The organism is Cyanobacterium sp. uoEpiScrs1, assembly GCF_947331815.1.
Classification (GTDB): Bacteria; Cyanobacteriota; Cyanobacteriia; order Cyanobacteriales; family Microcystaceae; genus Rippkaea.
Window position 1 is genome coordinate 207,214 of the sequence record NZ_OX373462.1, and the last position, 24,872, is coordinate 232,085.

Sequence of the window (24,872 nt, forward strand, 5' to 3'; positions counted from 1 at the left end):
GTTGGGTTTTAGTGTATTTTTAATAAAAGAGAGTATTCTCTAAGAGTAATTGTATAAGATTTATCAAAATAAACTATCATGCTCCTAATTGGGCGGCTATGGTAAGTCCAAAAACTATAGAGTTAAACATCTAAAATTGTCAAATACAGCTCGGTGAAGTCTAATAATTTCTATTCCACTGGATAAGAAGCTTTCCCCTTCTATTGTTTTAGTTCTTTACTTTTACAATAATTAGATATCTAAATAGTAGGAATAATTTATTTTTACATCTTAACTTTGTACAAGTAATTATTCAAAGTTTTTATAGATAGAGATATAAAAATATTTTACCAGTAGACTACAGACAGAATGGCCTATCATTTCCTACAGTTGAGAGATTAGAACTTAGCAACTAGATTAGGACTAAATTACGATGGGTCTATTTGCTATCTCTTCAAATGAGAATTTACTGTCGGAATACAATCTAGCAAATGAACTAACCAGGTTAGATTTGAGTTAAATAAAAATAATTAGTTCTTATTTGACTGAAAAAGTATAAAAACTATTGTTCCCTCCGATATAAAGCTCGAACTAATTTAATTTCACTATAGCTATAATCATCTCCTAAATATTCTTTAATAGGCGTCAAGAAACCGTCCCCAATTTTTTGGATGGCTTGAATAATGACATTTTGTCTGACTGGAGTAACCAATTCATCAATATTGACCAGTTGTCTTACTTCAATTAATTCAGATAGATGAGAGTAAATTGTACTTTCTTTCAACCCTCTTGCTTTAGCAATTTCTGCTGGATCTAATCCCTTTTTATACAGCTGTAAAGTAATTCTATTGCTGGGAACCGATAAGGAATTTTTATTATTTTCTTCTTGAAAGAAAGACCTAATTTCTGACAAAACTTCTTCTCCATATTGATTTATTTTAAAATCAGTTATCCCAGAAATTTTTGAAAAATCTTGTATATTCTTAGGTTTTAATTGAGCTATTAATTTTAAACTTGAATCAGAAAAAATAATATATGGGGCTATATTATTATTATCTGCTAATTGCTTACGTAAATTTCTTAAGCGATCAAATAGTAATTCAGTCTCTGTAGCCACATATTTCTTCTTTGTCAAAATATTTGAGACTGCTCTCTTATTAACTATAATCTCTACTTTTCTTTGTTTTCGTAATATTTCCCAGCTACTTTTATTTAGTTTTAAAATAGAAAACCCATCGCTAGTTTCATCTAATAAATTTTGATAAATTAAAGACCTTCCTAGCATTTTCCATTCAGCTGAACTTTTGTCTTTTCCAATACTATAAGTTGATAAAAGATGATGACCATATTTTTCAATTTTACGTTTTTTTGATCCACGTAAGACGTCAATAATATGAGTCATGCCAAATTTTTCATTACAACGAACAACACAAGAAAGAAATTTTTGTGCTTCGATTGTCCAGTCCTCTATTGGTTTTGGGCTAAGACAATTATCACAGTTACCACAATTTCCTAGTAATTTTTCCCCAAAATACCGTAGGATAATAGTATGGCGACAGTCAATACCTTCCGCATAATCTACTATTTGACGTAACTGCTGACGAGATATTTTTCGCTCTTGAGGAGAATTTTTTTGATTAATTATATACTCAATTTTTTTAATGTCAGACAAACTAAAAAATAAAGTACATTCTGCAGATTCTCCATCTCGTCCTGCTCGTCCAGATTCTTGATAATAACCTTCTAAATTACGGGGTAAATCATAATGAATGACGAAACGAACATCGGATTTGTCAATGCCCATCCCAAAAGCAATAGTTGCTACTATCACTTGTATATCATCTCGGATAAAACTGCTTTGATTTAATCTTCTTGTCTTATCATCCATGCCTGCATGATAGGGTAAAGCATCAACCCCGTCCTTCTGTAAATGAAATGCAATTTTATCTACTGAACGACGACTGAGACAATAGACAATTCCTGCACCTTTCTGTCGGCGAATATAAGTTAGTAACTCATTATAACTATCGCGTTCTTTAGCTTTTACATTGTAGTAAAGATTGGGACGATTAAAACTAGCAATATGAATTCTCGGTTGTCTTAATCCTAACTGCTTAACTATATCTTCTTGTACCCGCTTGGTGGCTGTTGCAGTCAAAGCAAGCATAGGGACAGACGGATAGTATTCCCGAAGTTGCTTTAATTGTCGGTATTCAGGACGAAAATCATGCCCCCATTCAGAGACACAATGAGCTTCATCAATTGCAAAAGCAGAAATCCCAATTTTTTTAAAAATAAAGCCTAAAAAAGGTGCAAATTTTTTATTTAATAGTCTTTCCGGAGCCACATACAATAGTTTTATTTTTCCATGAACAACTGCTTGTTCACGGGAGTGTATTTCTTGAGGACTGAGACTACTATTTAGAAAGGTTGCTCCAATACCATTATCTAATAGAGTATCTACTTGGTCTTGCATAAGGGCAATTAAAGGAGAAACTACTACACTTAGACCCGGTTTAAGTAAAGCAGGTAGTTGAAAACAAAGAGACTTTCCCCCTCCTGTAGGCATTATGATTAATAAGTCGTAGTTTTGTAGAGCTTCTTGGACAATTTCTGCTTGTCCAGGACGAAAACTACTATAGCCAAAGAAATATCTTAAGGACTTTTTGAGATAGTTAGATTGAGACATCATAATATAAAAAATCATAAGGAGTGGCTATTGTTTCTCCTAACACTCCAAGTCAACAAGTTAATTTATATAAAATGAGCTTTTCGCTTTACATTTTATTCATTGTATTCGATAGTATCACCTTTAACTATTACATGAAAACTAATAATGTAAGAGTATGCTTTATTAATTTAATTGTCGGATTTGAGCAACAATCTGGTTGTGGTAGAAATGGTATCATCCAAAAGTACAATTAACTTCTAGACTTGATTTCCTAAGTTTTTCTATTTTCTTGATGTCTGTTAGTGTCTGCACTATTCCTCAATTTAAGGCTAAAACATATTTATGAATAGATTTTAACTTATGATTGACTTATTTTTAGCTTGAATATAAATTGTATTCAATAAAGTTAAATGCTTATGTAACTTAAGATATTACCTATTATTTTTTTATGTTCAATCCATAAATAATTTTAAGCTATATAAAAATACTTTTTATAATAAATTATATTAGTCATAAGATATTATCTTTTATATAAGTTCAATAAAAATCTAACAAGAAATTATTACTTATATTATGGAAACTACTACTGTTTAAGTTAAATCGTATAATTACACCATATTTCTTAATTATAAAAACTATTTTTATTGTTCTTGATAAAGAATATACTGTAATTGGTTTTATGTAACTTTAATTTATATAAAACACATTGCCAAAAATGTAAGCAATACATTTTATTAACTGTTGAGTTTATATTATACTGACTAATAATCAAATATGAATATATTTTGTAGTTTACGTATAATTTATTTGATAAAATTATTCATGCCTAAATATTATTTTTAATAGATATTTGTAAGTTATCTTAATAAGAGTTTATACTAATTACTTCTTACTCCCCAAATAACAAGTAAAATTTACTGGGAATCAGTGAAACTGATTAACATAATTCAACTTAATATAATCCATGTTATGTTTAAATATTTTTAACTCAAGAAAGTTTACAATTTTGTTCTACTTTCCAAATTTATCTGATATTTGTATCAGTGTCTAAGAAATTCCAATATTGTTAGCCATTAAAATTTGACTTTAAAGAACTCTTCTCTACTATGATGACAATCTATATTAGTTGCGCTAATATCTAGCATTGAACTTTATTTATAAGCTGTAATTGACTTACACCAAATCTTTATAAGTATTGCAATAACTAGAAACAAACTGGTATAAGCAAGGAGAAAAAAGAGTAAATTTAGGTCAATAAATAAAATCAACCATTGAAAGGGTGTGTGAGGATATCTCTTATGAAACTATCGATCGTTATTCCTGTTTACAATGAAATTCATACTATAGAAACCGCTGTAATCAAGGTAGCTCAAGCACTTCCAGGAATTACCAAAGAAATTATTCTAGTTGATGACGGATCAACTGATGGAAGCAGAGAATGGTTAGTACAAACCTTCAGACAAGCAAATAGCGAAGGAGTAAAAATTGGACTTAATAGCAATCAACAATTGATAGTTCAAGAGAAACCAGAAAGTGAAATTCATCATCCTCGATCAGAGGTGACATCTTCTGATTGTTTTTTTATTGATGTTCAAGTAATTTTCCATAAACGTAACCAAGGGAAAGGGGCTGCTTTACGAACTGGGTTTAAAGCCGCTAGAGGTGAGGTTATCCTGATTCAGGATGCTGATTTAGAATATGATCCCCAAGACTGGGGACGGATGTGGCGATTAATTGAGGCGGGGTGTGCTGATGTAATTTATGGATCCCGTTTTTATGGCGAACCTCATAGAGTTCTATACTTTCACCACCTCTTAGGTAATCAAGTTATTTCTAACTTTATTAATTTACTTTGCAACACAACTTTAACAGATATTGAAGTCTGTACAAAAATGTTCCGAAGAGAAGTATTAGATGATATAGAACTCATTTGTAATGACTTTGGTTTTGAAGTTGAGTTTACCGTCAAGGTAGCTAAGTCTCGTCGTCGTTGGCGTTTATATGAAGCAGGAGTTTCCTACTATGGGCGATCTTATGCTGAAGGGAAGAAGATTAATTGGACAGATGGAGTAAAAGCTCTCTGGTATATTATCAGATTTTGGGCAACAAATTAAAGGAGATATAAATTTAGAGATTAATAAACTGACACGGTTAAAATAGTGCATATGGTGCATAAAAATCTAGGTTTGTAGCAAACTTTGACTTAGGCGTGTTAAGCAGGTTCAAAACCTTGCTACAAACCGATAATTCTAGCAATATAAAATTGGACAAGGAATTAAAAAATATCGATAAAACTAAAAATAATAATAATTAATTTATATATTTAGATAATTTATTAGTTAGCTTTTACGTATAGATATATAGCTCAAATAAATAAATAAATAAATTACTGTCATTTTATTTTGTTAATTAAATTGTTTAGGAACGTAATAGGAGTGATAAAAGTTAAGATTGCTACATTTTTGTCTACTGAAACGTAATTATAATATGTATTTATAGATAATAAAGCTAGCAATTCAAATCAAAGAAGAAAACGGACTTATGAGAAAAAGTTATTAGGTTAAAAGAACTAAAATCTTCTTATAAGTTGTCTAGCCAATAGTTAAAAAACTATTTAATAAAAATTGATATCCCATTAAGTTATCCCTTGATAAGAGTCAAATTCTACTATACTTTGAGGAAAACTTAACAAGATCGGAAATTAGAATTGTGCTTCTTCCCACCGCCTATCATACTACCGATTAAAATAGGATTATTGGGATAAGTTGAAACTATATTTTCATCAACTTTTGCCTTTTGCCTTACCCATAGGGAATTAAGCCAATAATGCAGCCAACTGATTCAAACAAGTTTACAGAACAAGCCTGGGACGCAATCGTTAAATCGCAAGACGTAGCCCGACGTTTTAGAAATCAAACTTTGGAAGTGGAACATGTTGTTCTAGCCCTGTTGGAGCAGGAAAATGGTTTAGCTGTTCGTATTTTAGAAAGAGCAAACCTAAACGTTCTTCGATTACAACAACAATTAGAAGCTTTTGGTGATCGTCAATCTAAATTAATTACTGTCGATCAACTTTATTTAGGACAGGGACTAGATCTGATGTTGGATCGTGCTGAGGCTTCTCGTGGAAGTTGGCAAGATGAATATATTTCCGTTGAACATCTATTAATGGGGTTTGCCGAAGATGAACGTATTGGACGGCGTTGCTTAAAGAGTTTTCAATTCGATCCTCAAGACTTAGAAAAAGAGATAAGAGCACTTCGAGGGTCACAAAAAGTTACTAAGCCTAACCAGGAAGATAACTATGAAGCTCTGGTGAAATATGGACGAGACCTTACTGAACAAGCAAAAAAAGGAAAACTTGACCCTGTAATTGGCCGAGATGAAGAGATTCGTCGTGTAATTCAAGTCCTTTCCCGTAGATCAAAGAATAACCCCGTTCTGATTGGAGAACCAGGAGTCGGAAAAACTGCAATCGCAGAAGGACTAGCCCAACGCATCATTAACGGGGATGTTCCTGAGTCACTCAAAGGTCGTCAATTAATCTCTCTAGATATGGGGAGTCTCATTTCGGGGGCAAAATATCGAGGAGAATTTGAGGAACGTCTACGAACTGTAATGCGAGAAGTAACCCAATCTGGTGGAGAAACTATCCTTTTTATAGATGAACTTCATACAGTTGTGGGGGCAGGCTCTCGTGAAGGAGGAGGAATGAATGCAGGCAACCTCTTAAAACCTATGTTAGCCCGTGGAGAATTGCGCTGTATTGGTGCAACAACCTTAGATGAATATCGGAAGCATATTGAACAAGATCCTGCGCTAGAACGGCGTTTTCAACAAGTATATGTTAAACAACCGAGTGTAGAAGATACTATCTCAATTCTACGTGGACTCAAAGAACGTTACGAAGTACATCACGGGGTCAAAATTACTGACTCAGCATTGGTAGCGGCAGCAACTCTTTCCCATCGTTATATTACTGATCGCTTTTTACCAGACAAGGCCATTGACCTAGTAGATGAAGCTGCAGCTAAGTTAAAAATGGAGATTACCTCTAAACCGGTTGAATTAGAAGATGTTGATCGTCGTTTAATGCAATTACAAATGGAAAAACTTTCCTTAGAAGGAGAAGAACAACGAGGCACACTAATCATTGATCGCGCCTCTAAAGAACGCTTAGAAGGCATTCAACAAGAAATAAAAAGCTTGAGAGCTATACACGAACAACTTGCATCCCAATGGCAGTCAGAAAAGCAAATACTTGATGACATTAATACTCTCAAAGAAGAGGAAGAACAGCTACGTCTACAAGTTGAACAAGCAGAAAGGGCTTACGAACTTAATAAAGCTGCCCAATTAAAATACGGTAAATTAGAGGTGGTTCAACGGCAACGAGAAGCAAAAGAAACCCAACTTCTTGATATTCAGACGCAGGGAAAAACCCTACTCCGAGAACAAGTCTCTGACTCTGATATTGCTGAAATTGTAGCTGGATGGACAGGTATTCCTACCAATCGTTTATTAGCTACTGAACGTCAAAAACTTCTTAAACTTGAAGGACATTTACATGAAAGGGTGATCGGACAGCAAGAAGCTGTAGCAGCCGTTGCTGCTGCTATCCGTCGTGCTAGGGCTGGAATGAAGGATCCTTCTCGTCCTATTGGTTCGTTCTTGTTTATGGGTCCTACAGGGGTAGGGAAAACTGAATTAGCTAGGGCATTAGCTGCTTTTCTCTTCGACTCAGAAGAGGCAATGGTTCGTATTGACATGTCTGAGTATATGGAAAAACAAACTATCTCTCGGTTGGTAGGTGCACCTCCTGGATATGTAGGGTATGAGCAAGGGGGTCAATTATCTGAAGCAGTTCGTCGCCGTCCATATTGTGTAGTGTTGTTAGATGAAATAGAAAAAGCTCATTTAGACGTTTTCAACATTCTCTTGCAAGTCCTCGATGATGGACGTATCACTGACTCTCAAGGACGTGTAGTAGACTTCCGTAATGCTATTATTGTGATGACTAGTAATATAGGAAGTAGCCATATTCTTAACCTTACACAAGGTAGTGCAGATTACGAGGAAATGCGTAAAGGGGTTTTGCAGTCATTACGCAAACATTTTCGCCCAGAATTTCTGAATCGTATAGATGATCTGATTATTTTTCATACACTTAAGAAGGCTGAATTGCGGCAGATTGTTAGTCTGCAAATTGAACGAATTGAAAAATTACTTAAAGAGCAAAAAATCAGGATTAAGCTAACAGATTTAGCCCTAGACTATATTGTTAATTCCGGTTACGATCCGGTATATGGAGCGCGTCCTTTAAAACGAGCTATTCAGCGAGAACTGGAGAACCCCATGGCAACAAAAATACTAGAAAACAGATTTGTCTGTGGTGATCGAGTTATCATTGATTGTCGAAATAATAACTTGGAATTTATTAAAAATAATTAGAAAAAGATATGATTAAAATCAACAATGAAGTAATTTAATATTAGGTTTTTAAACAGTTCTATATGAGTAGTAATCCTAGAATAGAAGATGGCAAAATTTGTTTGATTATTTAGCTGTTTAGCTTGGGCGACTTCAATTTTATATATAAGTCAATCAAATTTATGGATGGTAAGGGTAATCAGTATGTTGATTAATTCAATTTCCCTATTTATAAGTATCTATCTTTTTTGTTAAGTGTATTTGATAAACTAAATCTCCCTTTTATGATATTTTGTTTGTGCCAAAATCTTGAGTCAATTTACTATCTTTTTTGAAGATAGTAAATTGTATAAAACCTTTGATTATTTTAAAATCTCATCACAAAAGCATAGCATTGAAGTCTCAACTATAAGAATATAAAGAACTTAAGTACTAAGGAATTGGCTGCTAAATTTTTCTTCTCTAAGCAATCAATTATCAAACTCAGAGAACAAAGATCAAAACATTACGAGCATTAAAACTTATACTATTTTTCGTGAAAATGAAGTGGTTACTAGATTTGCTTGTTTTTTAATGAAGTGACCGTAATCTATAGAAAAATAGATATATATTGCAGCTTTTCAAAGAGTATTCAACCTCTGGGCAACTATATTATGCGATGACCTCCCATGGGATTAGATTGCTTTGTTAAGTTTTACATCCGTACAAGAAAGACAAGATGTGTCCGTAATTACAATGGCAACTGGTTTTGAAAAACTGGTTTCTATAATAAACTTTTTTGATAATTTTTAAGTAGAAATGTATGTATAGAGTGAAACATTGTTGATGATTGCTTACTCTCACTGTATTGCTCATTATATTAATATAACTACTGCTATAAGTTTATCGATTATCAGAGATATATTATAGGTGATCATTATCATATAGACTTGATGGTAGAAAAGAAGAATTACTTATAGTTAGATATTCAGAGTCCTAAGCTTGCTCTTGAACAAATTCTATATTGGATAAACTATTTTAAACTAATAACTATAAGTAATCTGATGCAGCAAAAGACTGTTTAAAATAGTGTAAGAATATATTAATAATTGTTGATCAATGAAATAACAGTAATAGAGATAAAAAAAGTATTTAGGTTGAGAGATAAGTAAGTGATATTTTGGCTATAAAGTAAAATATTTTTTACCGGTAATTCTATTACTTTAACTCTAAGTATATTAGAACTTTTTATAAATCCATCAATATAAAAAATTTAATATATATGGTTGATAAACTATTTGGGTAGCCTCTTTAAATGAGAAGATTAATGGCTTTAAAAACTATTCATTGCAATTACAGACATATTATGATGGTTACTAAAGTATAAGAACAAAAAATATTTTACTTTATAAAAGTCTATTTAAATTATTAAAAATAGACTAAATTTCGTTCGCAATAGACTTTTATTTTCATATAACAAAGTAAACTATTTACTGACACTACTTAGATTAGGATCTAAAAACAGAATAGTTTTCTTCTAAAATTCAGATTGTCAAATAACATTACATTTTTTTTATTTAAAATACTATAAAGATATGTTTAGTTAAACTAGGAATAATTGGTCTTCCAACGATTTGCAATAGGCATTTTCCAACCTGTCCCAAATGCTCGATCAGTTATCCTTAATCCTGGAGAAGCCTGTTTTCGTTTAAATTCAGCACCGGCAACTAATTTAATTACTTTATTTATAGTAATCAAATCAAATCCTGCTTCATTAATTTGACTCACTGATTGGTGGCGATGAATTAATCTCTCCAAAATCTCATCGAGTATCTCATAAGAAGGTAAAAAATCCTGATCTGTCTGATTAGGTTTTAATTCTGCACTAGGGCATTTAATTAAGATACTATGGGGGATTACTTCTCTCTCTCTATTTAACCAGCGACAAAGAGAAAAAACACGGGTTTTAGGCACGTCTAAAATAACAGCTAACCCTCCATTCATATCACCATACAAGGTACAGTAACCCACCGCCATTTCTGATTTATTTCCAGTGGATAGTACAAGATGACCAAATTTATTAGAAATAGCCATCAACAAACTACCTCGAATGCGAGATTGAATATTTTCTTCAGCAATCCCAAACTCTGTTCCTTTAAATAAAGATTCTAATAAGGTATCATAAGATTTCATAATATCTTTAATAGGTAATTTATAATGATTAATGCCTAAATTTTTAACTAAAACCTCAGCATCAATAATAGAATGCTGAGAACTATAAGGAGACGGCATAAGTAATGCTAATACATTTTCTGGACCTAATGCTTCTGACGCAATCGCAGCAACTAACGCAGAGTCAATTCCTCCGCTTAACCCTAAAACAACCTTAGAAAAACCACATTTTCTCACATAGTCTTTAACTCCTAAAACTAAGGCTAACCATATTTCTTCTTCCTCTATTTTGATTTCATCATTTATTCTTGATAAAGAAAGATCATTATTTTTAACTTTGAGATTAATAAAATCGATAGTTTCCTCAAATGATTTTGATCGTAAGACAATTTCACCTTTTTTGTTTACGGCAAAACTATTCCCATCAAAAATTAAGTCATCATTACCACCGACTTGATTTACGTAAATAATGGGAGTGTTACAGTGTTTGCTGCTATACTTTATCATTTTTTCTCTTATTTTTTGCTTGCCTATATTATATGGAGAAGCAGATAAATTTAAAATCAAATCAACTCCAACTTGAAGCAAATCTTCCAAGGGATCATATTTATAATATTTTCTTTTCCAAAAATTTCTATTATTCCATAAATCTTCACATATTGTGAGCCCAATTTTTACAGAGGTAGATGACTGAGGATCAGGAAATAGTTCAAAATAATTGCTTTGTTGTCCTGGTTCAAAATAGCGATTTTCATCAAAAATATCATACGTAGGCAAAAGCCTTTTATGAAATATTTGTTTTATCTGTCCATTTTCTAACCAAGCAACACTATTAAAAAGAGGTTTCTCTCCTTTGAGATAAGCACAAGGATTTGGTATAACTATTCCTACTAAGATAGCTAATTGAGAAGGTAACTTTCGAGCTAAACTTTGTAATTCTATAGAAATAGATTTAACAAAGCTAGGATCAAGTAGTAGATCACGGGGAGGATAACCACATAAAGACAATTCAGGTGTAAGTAAAAGCCTGGCATTTTGATTAGCGGCAAATTGCGAGGCTTCTATAATTTTTTTAGCATTATTCGCTAAATCTCCAATAGTTGGATTGAGTTGAGCAATAGCAATCTTCATGATTGATTTTTTAAAATTTAAACGAATACGAAAGGTTTATTTTTAAAGGGAGCAAATGCTTCAGCGTCAAAGCGATATAAACTAGCAGGTCTTCCAGATCCTCTAGAAACTTTTCTCTCAGTATCTATTAAAAAACCTAATTTCAATAATCGAGACCTAAAATTAGAATAATCGGCAAAATTCTCTCCTAAAATAATTGTATAAACTTGATACAGATCGTTTAAAGTAAATAAGTCTGGTAAAATCTCAAAAACAATAGGACTATACTCAAGTTTATTGCGTAGTCGTTGATAACCATAATCTAAAATTTGATTATGATCAAAAATTAGTTGAGGAACTTTTTGAATCATATACCAATTAGTTCTATTATAATTGTTAATACCTAATGAATTTGCTTTGTCAAAACGAACTAAAGCAAAATAGCTAACAGAGAGATGACGGATATTAAAACTATCAAGAGATGTTTTCGAATTACAATTAGGTCTTTCAAAAGTATATAATTGTTCGAGGTATAGATTATCGACTCTAATTTCTTCAGACAATATTCTTTGGGAGGCGTCTTCTAAAGATTCCCCATTTCTTACTAGAGTTCCAGGCAACCCCCATTGATTATTAAAGAATTTTTCTTCCCGTTTAACCAATAAAACTAAAAGTTGATGATGGTGAGAATCAACGGAAAAAATTACATTATTTACCCCAACCTTGAAAGCTGCTAAAATAAGTTTATTTTCCTCTGAATTCATTGGTATAATTGCTCTTGACAAATATATTCTTGAATAGGTTGAATTAATACACTTTGATTCTGAGTTTTTCTATAATTAGTCGAAGAAACAGCAGGGGCATCGAGATCAGCTATCTGATAGTTTCCTCCCAATTTTTTTAAGGCTATTAAATCCTTTTGAACAAGTTCGTATCCAGAGCGAGGTATAATTAAGAGATTGACTTGATTTAGCAGATCTTTAATATGATACCAACGATGAATTTGGTTAACTAAGTCAGATCCAATTACCAAGCTATAATCAGAATTGTTTCCCCAAATTTCCTTAGCTTTGACTAAACTCATCAAACTACGCCGATAACTTAGTTTATCACTAAGGTAAATATTGTTTTTGGGGAGGTTAATATCATCAACTAATAACTTTAACATCGTCATACGATGGGACCAAGAAGTTTGATGATTTTTAAAGGGATTGTCCGAAGTCCAAACCCCGACCCAATCATAGTGGGTAGATAACCAACGGAGAATTGATTGATGTCCGGCAGTAGGAGGATCAGCGCTGGTTCCAAACAGAGCAATTTTTGTCATGTGATTAATAATTAACGCTCAACTATTTACTATCAACTAACCTAAAGATTGATGCAATGATTCGAGCTTATTGGAGATTTTAACCTCAGTTAAAGTAGGTTGACTAAAGGTGACCAGTTATAAACAAAAGGCTCTTAACTGATCTCTAGTCCAATCAATGAATAGTCTCTAAAGATTTAGATTAAACCAATGATTTTCTTTTTTTTTCACCAATTATAGAGGGAGACTTTCTTTTCTCTCAGTCAAAACAATGGTGAATCTTAATCTATCGTTTCTGATTATGTCCTTATTGTAGGTCCAAAAAATCTGTTTTTGCCTTGGATGGGTGGCTTTATAGTTGGTGTGTTTCATAGTAGAAGTTTCATCAATTTTCACGTATTTATAGACTATATTGAGAAGTTTTCTTCTGATAAGATTTGTTTTAAGTCTATAATCCTCAATAAAGATATCTGCTTCTACTTCCTTGAGACGAGCGAATTCTTCATTGATCAATATTTCTACCAGTCAAGAGTTTAATATTTGGTAATAGTGATTGTATCTGTTGAGACAACATGATTAAATCTCCTAAATTTAAGTGGATTTATATTATGTGTGGGGTATGTTTACTAACTTTGTATAGCTGACTAGTATTTTCGCCGCAGTAATCGCATTGTAGGTACCAACTTATAAAGTCTCCCCTGGAAAATAGGATTAACGACTAAAAACTATCAAAACTTTATTTTCACTCCCAAATACAGCTTTGATAGCCATAATTAAAGTACGAGTCATGGTTTTACTAGAGTTGTACCCTAATCGCAAAGCTGTTAGCACATTGAGAATAGCATTCAATTCTTCTGCTAAAGCTGCTACAGTCGCCTATCATGAGCTTCGAGAATTGAATGCTCTTGGGGTTTTTCCATAAAAATACGTTCTAACCTATTAGATCGCGTATTCCAGTGGATTTAGTAACAATCAAACTGTGATAGTTGAGGGCATTTAAAAGATAGATTTCTAGATGTCGAGTTTGCCACAAAGAATTATTCATTAGGGATTTACAGGCAAACACTACCGTTATTTTAGGCACTTCTCAAACTTTACTCGTAAAATTTTCTTAAGTTAAAAGTAGTAGAATTCATATTTTTCTTAAAGTTCACAGTAGTTTTTAACTAAAGCTATAGATTTTCTAAACAATTTAAACCTTAGGCAAATACCATAGTAATTAAATAACTGAAATATTTTGGGACGTAATAGATTAGTAATTCAAAGTTTGCCTATCGTTGAGCAAGTTTTTCTCAAATTTAACAAATCATCATAAATCAGCTAGTATAAACTATGAGCAAACTATAATTTTGGGTATATAAAGTAGGTCTTTTATCTTAGGGAAATGTAGGTTGTCAAGTTTTGAACTAGTGCAATAACAGTCTTTATCAAGTTACTTTGTTCAATTAAAGTATTTTTTGTTAAAATTAATTATATTTAAAAGTGTTAGGTCAAATATATAATTTGCGGATAGTAACTAGTAACTTAATAGCCTCTAGAAATATAAATAATTTTTTGACAAACAATTTAGAGCTAGATAATCACAAATCTGCCCCTAATGGTTTAGATATATATTTAACTTTGGTAGATTAAATTTTGTTTTGCGATTCTAACTATTTTTTAGAGCAATTAGAAATGTTTTTTAGTGAGTATCTTAATACTTGAAAAATTTTACCAACAAATTTGTTGATTAATAATCATATTAGTTGACTTCATTAAAATAGTAATTGAGATTGTCTAATTGTTAAGTTTTTACTTTCTAAGATAAATTAAGTAGATGATCTATATTGTTTATAAATTGATGGATAAAATTACCTTGTTTAGCAGAAGTAAATAAATATTTTTCACATAAATAATCACTAGCAATTAGTATATTACTTTATAAAAATCAATAAAACTATAAAGTATTCTCTTATAATTTAAATATTTATTACATATTTATTTAAAGATTTACATTATCTAAGATAATTAAAAATAGAAGAGATAAAAAAACTCTTTGTGACTTGGAAAAACAGAAAAAAAATTAGTCAAGTCAATTTACTAATGAAGTTTATAAAAGTTGAGAGGTAAATACTATGAGTATCAGTAAAATATTACAAGGTTTATGTCAATATATTGCCGAGGGCTTTTCCCTAATTTTTAGTCCAGTTAAAGACGATTGTCCTGCTATTGGAGTCCAACCATTTGGTTCTGCACTCTATCAGAAGATTCCACTTAGAATGTAAAACTTCGAGGTGCAGATTATCTAACAAAATCTGAGTAAATAATAAGCTTAGTGAATTATTTATCTTTAGGTTATCTTTAATAAGATAACCTAAAGATACTCTCCAGAGTACACCCATATTTTGCCGGGATATATTTTCGGTTTATCTTGCACTAAATGGTCCTCATTTAATGCAAGTGTCTTACTACCATTGAACTGAGTTCATTCGATAAGTCAAAATACTTTTTAGGATCCATACTGCCGAAATAGTTTTTTAAGGTTAGATAGTATCTTAATTTGAAAAAACTATACTCATCAAACAAACTAGCATAAATAACTTCTAATATTTACTAGTAGAGTAGTTAAGATTATAGTTCTTATATAAATAAAATAGTAAATTATGTAATAGTAATATCCAATGAATTATTAAAATGTTGTTCACAATTTGTGTCCTTTATTTTGGATTTACATCAGGAAAGCATTGTAGTGAAGTTATTTATTTACTTCATGGTACTGTTTTTGACAAAATAATTACTTTTTAAAATTAGTAATATTTTCACTATACAATATAGCAACACCTAATCTATTTATATACTAAAAATGGGTTAGGTGCTAATAAAATTAATAATTATCTATATTTAGCAAATAAGTATTATTAGATAGAAAGAAGTTAAGGCTATGATATATATATCAATGAAAAAACGTATAAAATTACGATAAAAAATACAAAAAACAATATTCTTAACAAGAAAAAATTAAAATCTAATGTTAATAAACATATATTATGGTTATTAACATGTTCTCTCTTTTTTTCAATTTTATTCTTAATACCCTCTTCCCTCAGCTCCACTTAGGGTATTACACTAGAAGGTTACAAATGATATTGAAATTAGTTTTTAGAGAGAATTGTGAAAAAAATTATTATTGCAGGCAACTGGAAAATGAACAAAACTCAAAAAGAAGCTCTGAAGTTTCTGCAAGAGTTCAAATCGAATCTCGAAGAAGTAAATGGAACGAGAGAAATAGTTTTGTGCGCTCCCTTTACAGCTTTGGGTATTATGTCAAAAAGTCAATATGGGGGGGGGATCCGTTTGGCAGCGCAAAACATCCATTGGGAAGATAAAGGAGCTTATACAGGAGAAATCTCTGGTGCAATGTTAACGGAGCTTAGAGTAAATTACGTAGTAGTTGGCCATAGTGAACGTCGTCAATATTTCGGTGAAACTGATGAAACAGTAAATTTACGAATGATAGCAGCCCAAAACCATGGATTAACACCTATTTTCTGTGTGGGAGAAAGTAAATCACAACGGGATGCAGGGGAAACAGAAACTGTTATTATTAACCAAATCAAGCGAGGTTTAGTTAATTTGGATCAAAGTAATTTGGTCATCGCTTATGAACCCATTTGGGCGATTGGGACTGGATATACTTGTGAAGCGATCGAAGCCAACCACATTATTGGTATAATTCGCTCTCAATTGTTAAATAAAGAAGTTTCTATCCAATATGGAGGATCAGTTAAATCTTCTAATATTAACGAGATTATGGCTCAACCTGAAATTGATGGAGTATTAGTGGGAGGAGCTAGTTTAGATCCAGTAGAATTTGCACGTATTGTTAATTATCAATAAACAATTGAGTCCATTGGAGACCTGGGGGGGTAACAACCGTCCCCTTCTTTTTTAGGTGAAGTAGTAGTAGTGTAGGTGAGACTATTATATGGCTGATTTAACACTAAGAAAATGTTCCTTTTGTTGGGGAAAGAGAACCTACGTTATGGGAATTCTCAATGTAACCCCTGATAGTTTTAGTGATGGAGGGCAGTTTTATACCTTAAAAACTGCTTTAATTCAAGCTAAGACCCTTATTGATTCAGGAGCAGATATCATTGATATTGGAGGACAATCAACACGTCCAGGGTCTCAACAAATCCTTTTTGAAGAGGAATTAAATCGTGTTATTCCTATGATAAAACTCCTACGTCAAGAAACATCTATTCCTATTTCGATTGACACTACTAGAGCATCAGTTGCTGAGGCTGCAATTGATGCAGGTGCAGACTTGGTGAACGATATTTCTGGGGGAACTTTTGATTCCCAGATGTTGACAGTGGTGGCTAAATTAGAAGTCCCTATTATTCTAATGCATATCAGAGGCAATCCTCAAAATATGCAACAATTTACAGATTATACTAATTTAACCGAACAAGTTATCCAATGGTTAGATAATCAACTTAATTTAGCTATAAAAGCTGGAATTAAGAAATCAGACCTTATCATTGATCCTGGTATCGGCTTTGCTAAAACTTACTCACAAAATTTAGAATTATTGCAACGTTTGTCAGAATTTAGAAGTTTAGGATATCCTATCCTTGTAGGGGTTTCTCGTAAGCATTTTATAGGCCATATTTTGCAAAAAAATGACCCTAAACAACGAATCTGGGGAACTGCTGCGGCCTGTTGTGGAGCGATAGCTCAATCGGCAGATATTTTAAGAGTTCATGACGTAGCACAAATGGTAGATGTAGTGCGAGTGGCTGATGCTATTTGGCGAAGTCAATCCTCTTCAGCAACTTAGTGAAGAGGATTTGAGATTAATTTTTATAAAAATATTATAAATTTATTCAGATTGGCTATTTTTAATATTCAAACTATGATTTTCTGTTCACAACAGAAGATATGTTGTGTTCTTTAATAATTGATCAGCTTTTATATTGACTCGCAAATTTGTTTCATCAACATTATCAATGACGATGTGTACTAAACGACCCAAGTTTATATACAATTAATTGGCTAGAATCAATCCAAATACAAACTACTTTGGTTTGGGAGTAGGTTTAGATGTTTATTATAAATACTAGGTAACTAATTGTTACACCTCGTAATATAGTATGTTAGCATGTAAAGCTGTGTTAATAGTATTTTTGCAAAATTTAAATAAGCTTGTAAAGAGACAGGTATTATGATACCTATTCTGATTAGTGTAATTAGTAAAAGTGTAAGCAAAATAATTTGCAATTATTTCATTGTTATTTTTAATGTACTTTATACTGAAAATTAACCCTAAATGGGTCTTTAGTAAAAAGAAGAGAGCAATAAACAACTCCAATACTATTTAAGCTAAAAATAATTATAAATCTTTTTTAAATTTTTTTAGTTTAAAACAAAGCGTAAAATCAAAGTAATTATAATTGATTCCTTGTCAAAATAATAAAGGCACAATTTAGTATTAAAAATATGCATCTAACAATCCTAAATATTTAGATAGAATTATGTTTATAATTCGTAAGATTAGTTTATAATATTTTTACTTTTATCTAGATTCTTTGCCTATTATAATCAACTAATTCACATTTTTATCCCTTTAAATAACAAACTGTCTAATAAAAAACTTCAGACAAATTAACTTGTAATAGTTGATTTATATACATTTAACAAAAAAATAATTTATTTTTCTGAAATTTTCTAATTATAAATCTTCTATAAAATACCTTTGCCATTTTAGATTTTTTGAGGCAGGATAGTATCTAATATATGTAGTTAATTTTTATAGTTTTTGTAATCTAAACTAGGCTAATATTTTTTTTGTTTACTACTAATATATAGCTGGGTATTTTGTTCGAGGAAGTTTAATCGTCTGAACTATATTTAGTTTTATATAGTATATATGAACTTGGCTGACTGTATAAGAGATTTGTAGCACACAAAAAGACTACTTATATCTTATAGCGAAACTATGACAAGACTTTTATTTTGATCTATGTTTCATATCAATTAGATGTTATAAATAGCGTTCATTTTGTGTTTTTTAAAAAAAACACAAAAAAATTTTCCCTAATTGAGAATATCATGTTAGTATAAAGGGCAGTAAGTTAACTAGGCTTTAGCCAAATAAAACTTGCCATGGGGGCGTGGCGGAATGGTAGACGCTACGGACTTAAGAAAATTGAGCCTTGTTAGAGAAATCTATCAAGTGGCCGCTCTCAAATTCAGGGAAACCTAAGTCTAGGATATAGATAAGGCAATCCTGAGCCAAGCCTCGAAACTTTTGGGGAAGGTGCAGAGACTCGACGGGAGCTACCCTAACACGTAAAGCTGAGGGTAAAGAGAGAGTCCAATTCTCAAAGCCAAAATTCGGCAGTAGCGAAAGCTATGGGAGAATGAAAATCCGTTGACCGCAAGGTCGTGAGAGTTCAAGTCTCTCCGCCCCCATTGAATTTAAACAAAAAACCGATTGGTTCGGTATGGTCTAGTAAGTCAGCTCAGACAGCGGATTGCTTCTAATAGCCCCATAGCTTTATTAAGCGTCTCTTCGTATTCCGTTTCAGGGTCAGAGTCTGCTACTAGTCCTGCTCCTGCTTGAACTGAGACGAGGTGATTATTTTCTCTTAAAGGGCGAACAACCATTGTCCGGATAGCGATTGCCGTGTTCAACTGCCCTTCAAAATCATAATAACCATAAACCCCTGAATAAGGGCCTCGTCGTTCAGGCTCCAATTCATGGATGATTTCCATTGCCCTGATTTTTGGTGCACCGCTCACTGTTCCTGCGGGAAAACAAGCTTTAAGCAAGTCCCAAGCAGTTTTATCGGAAGCTAATTCCCCGATTGCATTACTCACAATATGCATTACGTGGGAATAGCGTTCAATCATCATTAATTCATCAATGCTGACACTTCCGTTAACACAAACTCGGCCTAAATCATTACGTCCCAAGTCTACCAACATAACATGTTCAGCAATTTCTTTTGGATCTTCCAATAACTCTTTAGCTAATTTCTGATCCTCAATTAGGGTTTTTCCCCGTCGTCGAGTTCCGGCAATAGGTCGCAAGATAGCTTTGATCTTATTTTCATTACGTTCGGCTTTAACCATTACCTCTGGACTTGAACCAATAATTTGCCAGTCTCCAAAATTGTAATAAGCCATATAAGGAGAAGGATTAATCAACCGAAGGGATCGATAAAGGTTGAAAGGATTGTCGTCATAAGTCGCACTAAGGCGTCGAGAAACTACTACCTGGAAAATATCTCCTGCTCGGATATATTCCTTCGCCTTGAGAACGTTTTCGTAAAAACTTGATCGCTCAATATTACTACTATATGCTAGAGGACTTGGCTTGACAGGTTTAGTGTTTAATTCTAGGGTTTTAGCTTCCGTGGGAAGAGGAAGTTTTAATTTTAGAACTAATCTAGTAACACGATTACAAGCTTGTTGATAACTTTCTTCTAAACTGATATTCTCTTGCCGTAAATCAGCATAAGCAATAGCCCAAATTTTTCGTTTCACCTGATCAAAAATCATTAGATTATCTACTTGCATCCATACCCCATCTGGCAAGTCTCCTTCCATTAAAGGATAAATAGGAACACGAGGCTCAATCCAATTGATCAACTCATAACCCCAAAATCCGAATAGTCCTCCAATACCAGACGGAAGTTGAGGCAAAGTAACTGGACGAATAGACAATAAACATTTGGTCAGTATCTCAAATGGATTTCCCTCAAAAACCTCAACTGAATTATCTCGATAAGTTTGGGTAGTTTTGTTAGCCCTGGCTTCTAAAACCCAAACTGGATCACATCCCAGAAAGCTATAGCGTCCTAGATTTTCTCCTCCTTCTACCGACTCTAATAAAAAGCTGTGAGGCTGACTGGCACAAACTTTATACCAAGCCGATACAGGAGTTTCGAGATCTGCTCCCCGTTCTTGATACACTGGTACAAAATTGCCTTGTTGCGCTAAGGCACAAAATTCTTTAAAATCGGGGAAGATCATGAGCTAGTTAGATGTCAAAAATTATCTACAGAATATTATCTCGTGACTCAGGCGGTAGGAACAACTCTCTATTGGTGGACATGAAACACAAGATTAGGTGTGGTCACTTGTTGCTCATTATAACTTGTGTTCAAACAATGTCGGAATATTGTATATATATGAATTCACTTAGTAAGTAATATCAATCTTCTAGCCTGACACTATCATGAGTTTTTGTTCAAAGAACTGATGATAGTGTCAGATATTAAACTTCGTCAATAGCTTTGCCCGAAAAATTTCAGAGTTATTGGTTCGGTATTATCATCAGTTTTTATATCTTTCTTCTTATCAAGATTCTAAATTCTATTAACTTTTTTTGAGAAAAATATTATCGGCGGAATAGAAACAAAAAGTAATTATAGAATTAAATAGTTACAATTATTTATTAAACATAGTTAATAGCTAATAACTTATTAAGAATAATAACCAGTATATAAATACTATATCAAATATATTCAGGCTAACGAACTATGTTAGATAAACATATTAAAAATTGATCAAAAATAATAAAACTGATACTATTTTAGAAATTTATTACTAAATCAACTATTGCATTTGATATTAATAAAAAATAACAACTTTAGTACACTGTCTGGCTAATAACTACATTAAAGCATGATAAATATAATAAATGCTATACTAATTTGTTAAGTTTTCTAGTATTGCTGAAGATATTATTTGTTATTAATTTATTTTATTGTTTAATAAATATTAAATATCTAATTTAGGAAACAACTTCATAACTTTAAATCAAATATTTTTTAAATTTATATTTACATATTTAGTGAAAAGAATATGAAAATATTTTGGCATAAAAAGAAATATTTTTTTCAAGATAATCCTTTATACAACGGACATTCTTTTTTGCAGGGGAATATGTTATCAGAGTTAATCATATAACTCATCGAAATAATCAAAATAAAATATTAGACAACATAAAATAAAAGAATAAACTTTGCCTCTCAGTGACTTTACTGAAAAAAAGAAAATAAACAACACACAATATAAGAAATAAATTAGTCTTAATTGTAAGTATACATTACAATATAGTTTTTTTGTTTTCCAAAAAGTTAAACATCATAAATACCAAAATATTTAACTTTCTAAGCAAAAAGGTTCTTCTGAAAGATGGGGTATTGAACTAATTAACTTTTGAGTATACTCCGTAGTAGGATTATTAATAATAGAGTCAGCAGATGCTAATTCTTCTATTTTTCCTTGATTCATCACCATGATACGATCACTCATAAATCGCACCACACTTAAATCATGGGAAATAAAAATATAAGTTAATTGCAATTCATGCTGCAGGTCTTTTAATAAATTTAATACTTGTGCTTGTACCGATACATCCAAAGCAGACACGGACTCATCACATATTATAAACTGGGGATTAAGTGCTAATGCTCTGGCAATACATACTCGTTGTCTTTGCCCGCCCGAAAATTCATGAGGATAGCGATTAGACCAGTTAGCCTCTAAACCAACCTTATTTAAAAGATAAGCTACCCTTCCTTTGCGCTGATTAGTATTTCCGCCAATTTTATGAATGACCATCGGTTCACCTATGGCTTGACCAATAGTTAAACGAGGGTTAAGAGAATTATAGGGATTTTGAAAGACAATTTGCATTTCTCGACGTAAATGACGTAATATTCTGCTACCAGAATGATATTGATGAATAGGATGTTTTTTAAAATGGATTTGCCCTTTTGTATTGGGAATCAACCGTAAAATTGTTCTTGCTACAGTTGATTTTCCACAACCAGATTCCCCTACTAATCCTAATGTTTCCCCTGGGTAAACCTCAAAACTAATATCATTTACTGCTTTAAAATTATCTTTTTTTTGTCCAAAAATTTTAGGTTTACTAAATTCAACTGTTAGGTTATTAACTGTTAATAATGGTTCAGTATTTTGTGATAACCTCACTAAACGTTGTTGCTTTTCTTTAGAAGAAACTATTTTATACCCCGTCATATCAGGTTTATCATTATCTTGAGAATTACTCTTGTCAGGTTTTAGAAAATCACTAACTGTCGGCAGTCGCTCTAATTGAGTTCCTAAACGGGGACGACAAGCCAGTAGCCCTTTTGTATATTCGTGTTTAGGGTGATAGAAAATTTGATTTTTATAGCCCTCTTCAACAATTTTTCCTTGGTACATTACTATAATTTTGTCAGCAATTTTATTGATGACACCCAGGTCGTGGGATATAAAAATCATTGACATATCTTGATGTTCTTCACTTTTACATAGATCTCTCAGCAATTTTAAAATTTCTGCTTGAACAGTAACATCAAGAGCTGTGGTTGGTTCATCAGCAATGAGAACAGTTGGGTTACAAGAGATTGCCATTGCGATCATTACCCGTTGTAGTTGTCCACCCGATAGTTCATGAGGATAACGTCTTAAAAAAGCTTCTTTTTCTTGAATAATATAATCATTAATTTGTTTGTTAACCGAATTAGATATATCTTTTTTTTTAGGCAGAATATTATTTAAATATTTACGCTCTAATTGTTCATCACTAGGCAAGACTTTGACTTTTTGAAAAAGGGATATAACCTGATTTTTTGCCTGTTGATTAGTAACATTTTTTTGGTGAAGTTGAATAGTTTCTATCAATTGATAGCCAATAGTATAAACTGGATTAAAAGAACTCATAGGTTCTTGAAAAATCATGGCAATCTTTCCTCCGCGGTAATCTTGCCATTTTTTATCGTCCCGTTTAAGTTTACTGATTTTTTCTGGGATTTCAGCCTGATAAAAGTTAATTTCTCCCTTTGTAATTTGACCAGGAGTCGGAATTAGCCCCATAATTGCTAGAGAAGTAATAGATTTTCCTGAGCCTGACTCTCCGACAATACCTAGAATATTTCCCCGTTGCAGTTGAAAACTAATATCATCTACAGCAACAACAGGATCGGATTTTCCTTCTTGAGGAAACTCAATACGAAGGTTACAAACTTTGAGCACATTATCACTCATAACTCCCAGCCCATTAGATTTAAGATTCATTGTAATAGATTATTTCTCAAATAAAGTTTAATAATTTAAATTAGCTTTTATTGGTATTGAATTTATGATCAAGTGCCTAACATCAGCTAGATGTTTTTTGATGATAAAATCTGATAAAATGGAGAATTAGATTGTCATCAGAAATAGTGATAATAATCAAGCTCATTATTTTAATCTTAATAATCATAACTCTTGTTGTAAGATAATTAACGTCATTAACTCTTTATTAAGTTAATTTGTCCTAAAATATATCTCCCTATTGAAATCAAGTTATGCTTATATTCAACACTACCAGATTATATAATCATATATTGCAATCATCAAGGTGCAATGACTTATATTAGATAAGCAAATCAATCAGTTAATTATTTCTCTCATTCTGCTAAAGTTATTTTGATGCTAGAAAAAGCCAAAATAGCTCACGATGAGACTAATGCTTTATTTATATAGTTTACATGCTACAAAAATTTTATTTCGTATAGTTTATTTATATAGTACTTTGTACTGTATATATCATTAATACTCATAAATATTTAAATAATTTATACTATTTATGTACCGATAATTTACTATTCTGATTAGCGATATCATTTACTTTAATTAAGCTATTAATGTTTAATAACATCATTTTTTCTTGTTTTAGCTGTATATTTTTTTGAATAATTAGTATTAGGGAGTATTTATTAATGAATTATTTTCAATACACTCTATGATTTTATTCATTACTGTTTAAATTTTATCAAAAGTAAGCATCAACAATGTATATTTATCTTGATATTTTTTTTATAAAAACATTTATCTATCTAAGATATACTTAAAAATATTTAGCTAGTGTTTAGATTATCTCTCAAGAAGAGAAATGGGTAGATGAATAATAAATAATTTTACTAAAAATAAACATGCACGTTATAAAATAATCTAATTTAAAATCTAAATTACTATCTGTTCAATTTAAATTAATTTAAAAGTTATTATACTTAATATAAAAATAGTTAATCTATATCTCTATTTACAAAAAGGATACACTATACTGTGCGATAGGATAAATCATTATTATATTAATAATAAAAAAAGCCACTTATTCTATATTAATAGATGTTTATAATTGATTACCAATATATATGTAAGCCATGACAAATAGCC

13 protein-coding genes are annotated in these 24,872 nt (G+C 31.7%); 6 read left to right on the forward strand and 7 right to left on the reverse strand.

The features are described 5' to 3' along the window. Positions 1-541: 541 nt before the first annotated feature. Positions 542-2,668 (reverse strand): DNA helicase RecQ, encoded by a 2,127-nt coding sequence (gene recQ, locus OXU93_RS00715; RefSeq protein WP_267384721.1) that lies wholly within the window; start codon positions 2,666-2,668, stop codon positions 542-544. Positions 2,669-3,948: 1,280 nt separating this feature from the next. Between recQ and OXU93_RS00720 the strand changes: the two genes are divergently transcribed. Beyond that, a complete protein-coding gene (locus tag OXU93_RS00720) occupies positions 3,949-4,764 on the forward strand; it encodes a glycosyltransferase family 2 protein (protein ID WP_267383924.1) in 816 nt (271 codons plus the stop codon). 712 nt (positions 4,765-5,476) lie between these two features. Further along, positions 5,477-8,101, forward strand: coding sequence for an ATP-dependent chaperone ClpB (gene clpB, locus OXU93_RS00725; protein WP_267383925.1), 2,625 nt, complete (start codon positions 5,477-5,479; stop codon positions 8,099-8,101). Between the two features lie 1,566 nt (positions 8,102-9,667). On the opposite strand, the gene OXU93_RS00730 is transcribed toward clpB, so the two are convergent. Genes OXU93_RS00730 through OXU93_RS00740 form a run of 3 tightly spaced genes read right to left on the reverse strand, consistent with a single transcriptional unit; the run spans position 9,668 to position 12,668 of the window. Further along, positions 9,668-11,362 (reverse strand): NAD+ synthase, encoded by a 1,695-nt coding sequence (locus OXU93_RS00730; RefSeq protein WP_267383926.1) that lies wholly within the window; start codon positions 11,360-11,362, stop codon positions 9,668-9,670. A 17-nt stretch (positions 11,363-11,379) separates the two neighbouring features. Next, the gene (locus OXU93_RS00735) at positions 11,380-12,105 is read right to left on the reverse strand and encodes an NUDIX hydrolase (protein WP_267383927.1); all 726 of its coding nucleotides are present in this window, start codon (positions 12,103-12,105) and stop codon (positions 11,380-11,382) included. Further along, positions 12,102-12,668, reverse strand: a complete 567-nt coding sequence (locus tag OXU93_RS00740) for a nicotinate-nucleotide adenylyltransferase (RefSeq protein ID WP_267383928.1) — start codon at positions 12,666-12,668, stop codon at positions 12,102-12,104. The genes OXU93_RS00735 and OXU93_RS00740 overlap by 4 nt, the downstream gene beginning before the upstream one ends. 766 nt (positions 12,669-13,434) lie before the next feature. On the opposite strand from OXU93_RS00740, the gene OXU93_RS00745 reads away from it, so the two are divergent. After that, positions 13,435-13,569 carry a hypothetical protein gene (locus tag OXU93_RS00745; protein ID WP_267383929.1) on the forward strand — a complete coding sequence of 45 codons (135 nt, stop codon included), beginning with the start codon at positions 13,435-13,437 and terminating at the stop codon, positions 13,567-13,569. Between the two features lie 9 nt (positions 13,570-13,578). On the opposite strand, the gene OXU93_RS00750 is transcribed toward OXU93_RS00745, so the two are convergent. Continuing rightward, on the reverse strand, positions 13,579-13,731 hold the full coding sequence (locus tag OXU93_RS00750; protein WP_267383930.1) for a hypothetical protein: 153 nt from the start codon (positions 13,729-13,731) through the stop codon (positions 13,579-13,581). 1,030 nt (positions 13,732-14,761) lie between these two features. On the opposite strand from OXU93_RS00750, the gene OXU93_RS00755 reads away from it, so the two are divergent. The 3 genes from OXU93_RS00755 (at position 14,762) to folP (ending at position 17,469) form a co-directional block, all read left to right on the forward strand. Beyond that, complete coding sequence (locus OXU93_RS00755) at positions 14,762-14,911, forward strand: isochorismate synthase (protein WP_267383931.1); 150 nt, start codon at positions 14,762-14,764, stop codon at positions 14,909-14,911. 886 nt (positions 14,912-15,797) lie between these two features. Beyond that, entirely contained in the window at positions 15,798-16,523 is a 726-nt protein-coding gene (gene tpiA / locus OXU93_RS00760; RefSeq protein ID WP_267383932.1) for a triose-phosphate isomerase, read from the forward strand. 88 nt (positions 16,524-16,611) lie between these two features. Then, positions 16,612-17,469, forward strand: coding sequence for a dihydropteroate synthase (gene folP / locus OXU93_RS00765; RefSeq protein WP_267383933.1), 858 nt, complete (start codon positions 16,612-16,614; stop codon positions 17,467-17,469). A gap of 1,679 nt (positions 17,470-19,148) precedes the next feature. Here the strand turns inward: folP and trpE are convergent. Both trpE and OXU93_RS00775 read right to left on the reverse strand, forming a co-directional pair. Then, the gene (gene trpE, locus OXU93_RS00770) at positions 19,149-20,669 is read right to left on the reverse strand and encodes an anthranilate synthase component I (RefSeq protein WP_267383934.1); all 1,521 of its coding nucleotides are present in this window, start codon (positions 20,667-20,669) and stop codon (positions 19,149-19,151) included. 1,134 nt (positions 20,670-21,803) lie between these two features. Next, on the reverse strand, positions 21,804-23,699 hold the full coding sequence (locus tag OXU93_RS00775) for an ABC transporter ATP-binding protein (RefSeq protein WP_267384722.1): 1,896 nt from the start codon (positions 23,697-23,699) through the stop codon (positions 21,804-21,806). Positions 23,700-24,872: the final 1,173 nt, after the last annotated feature.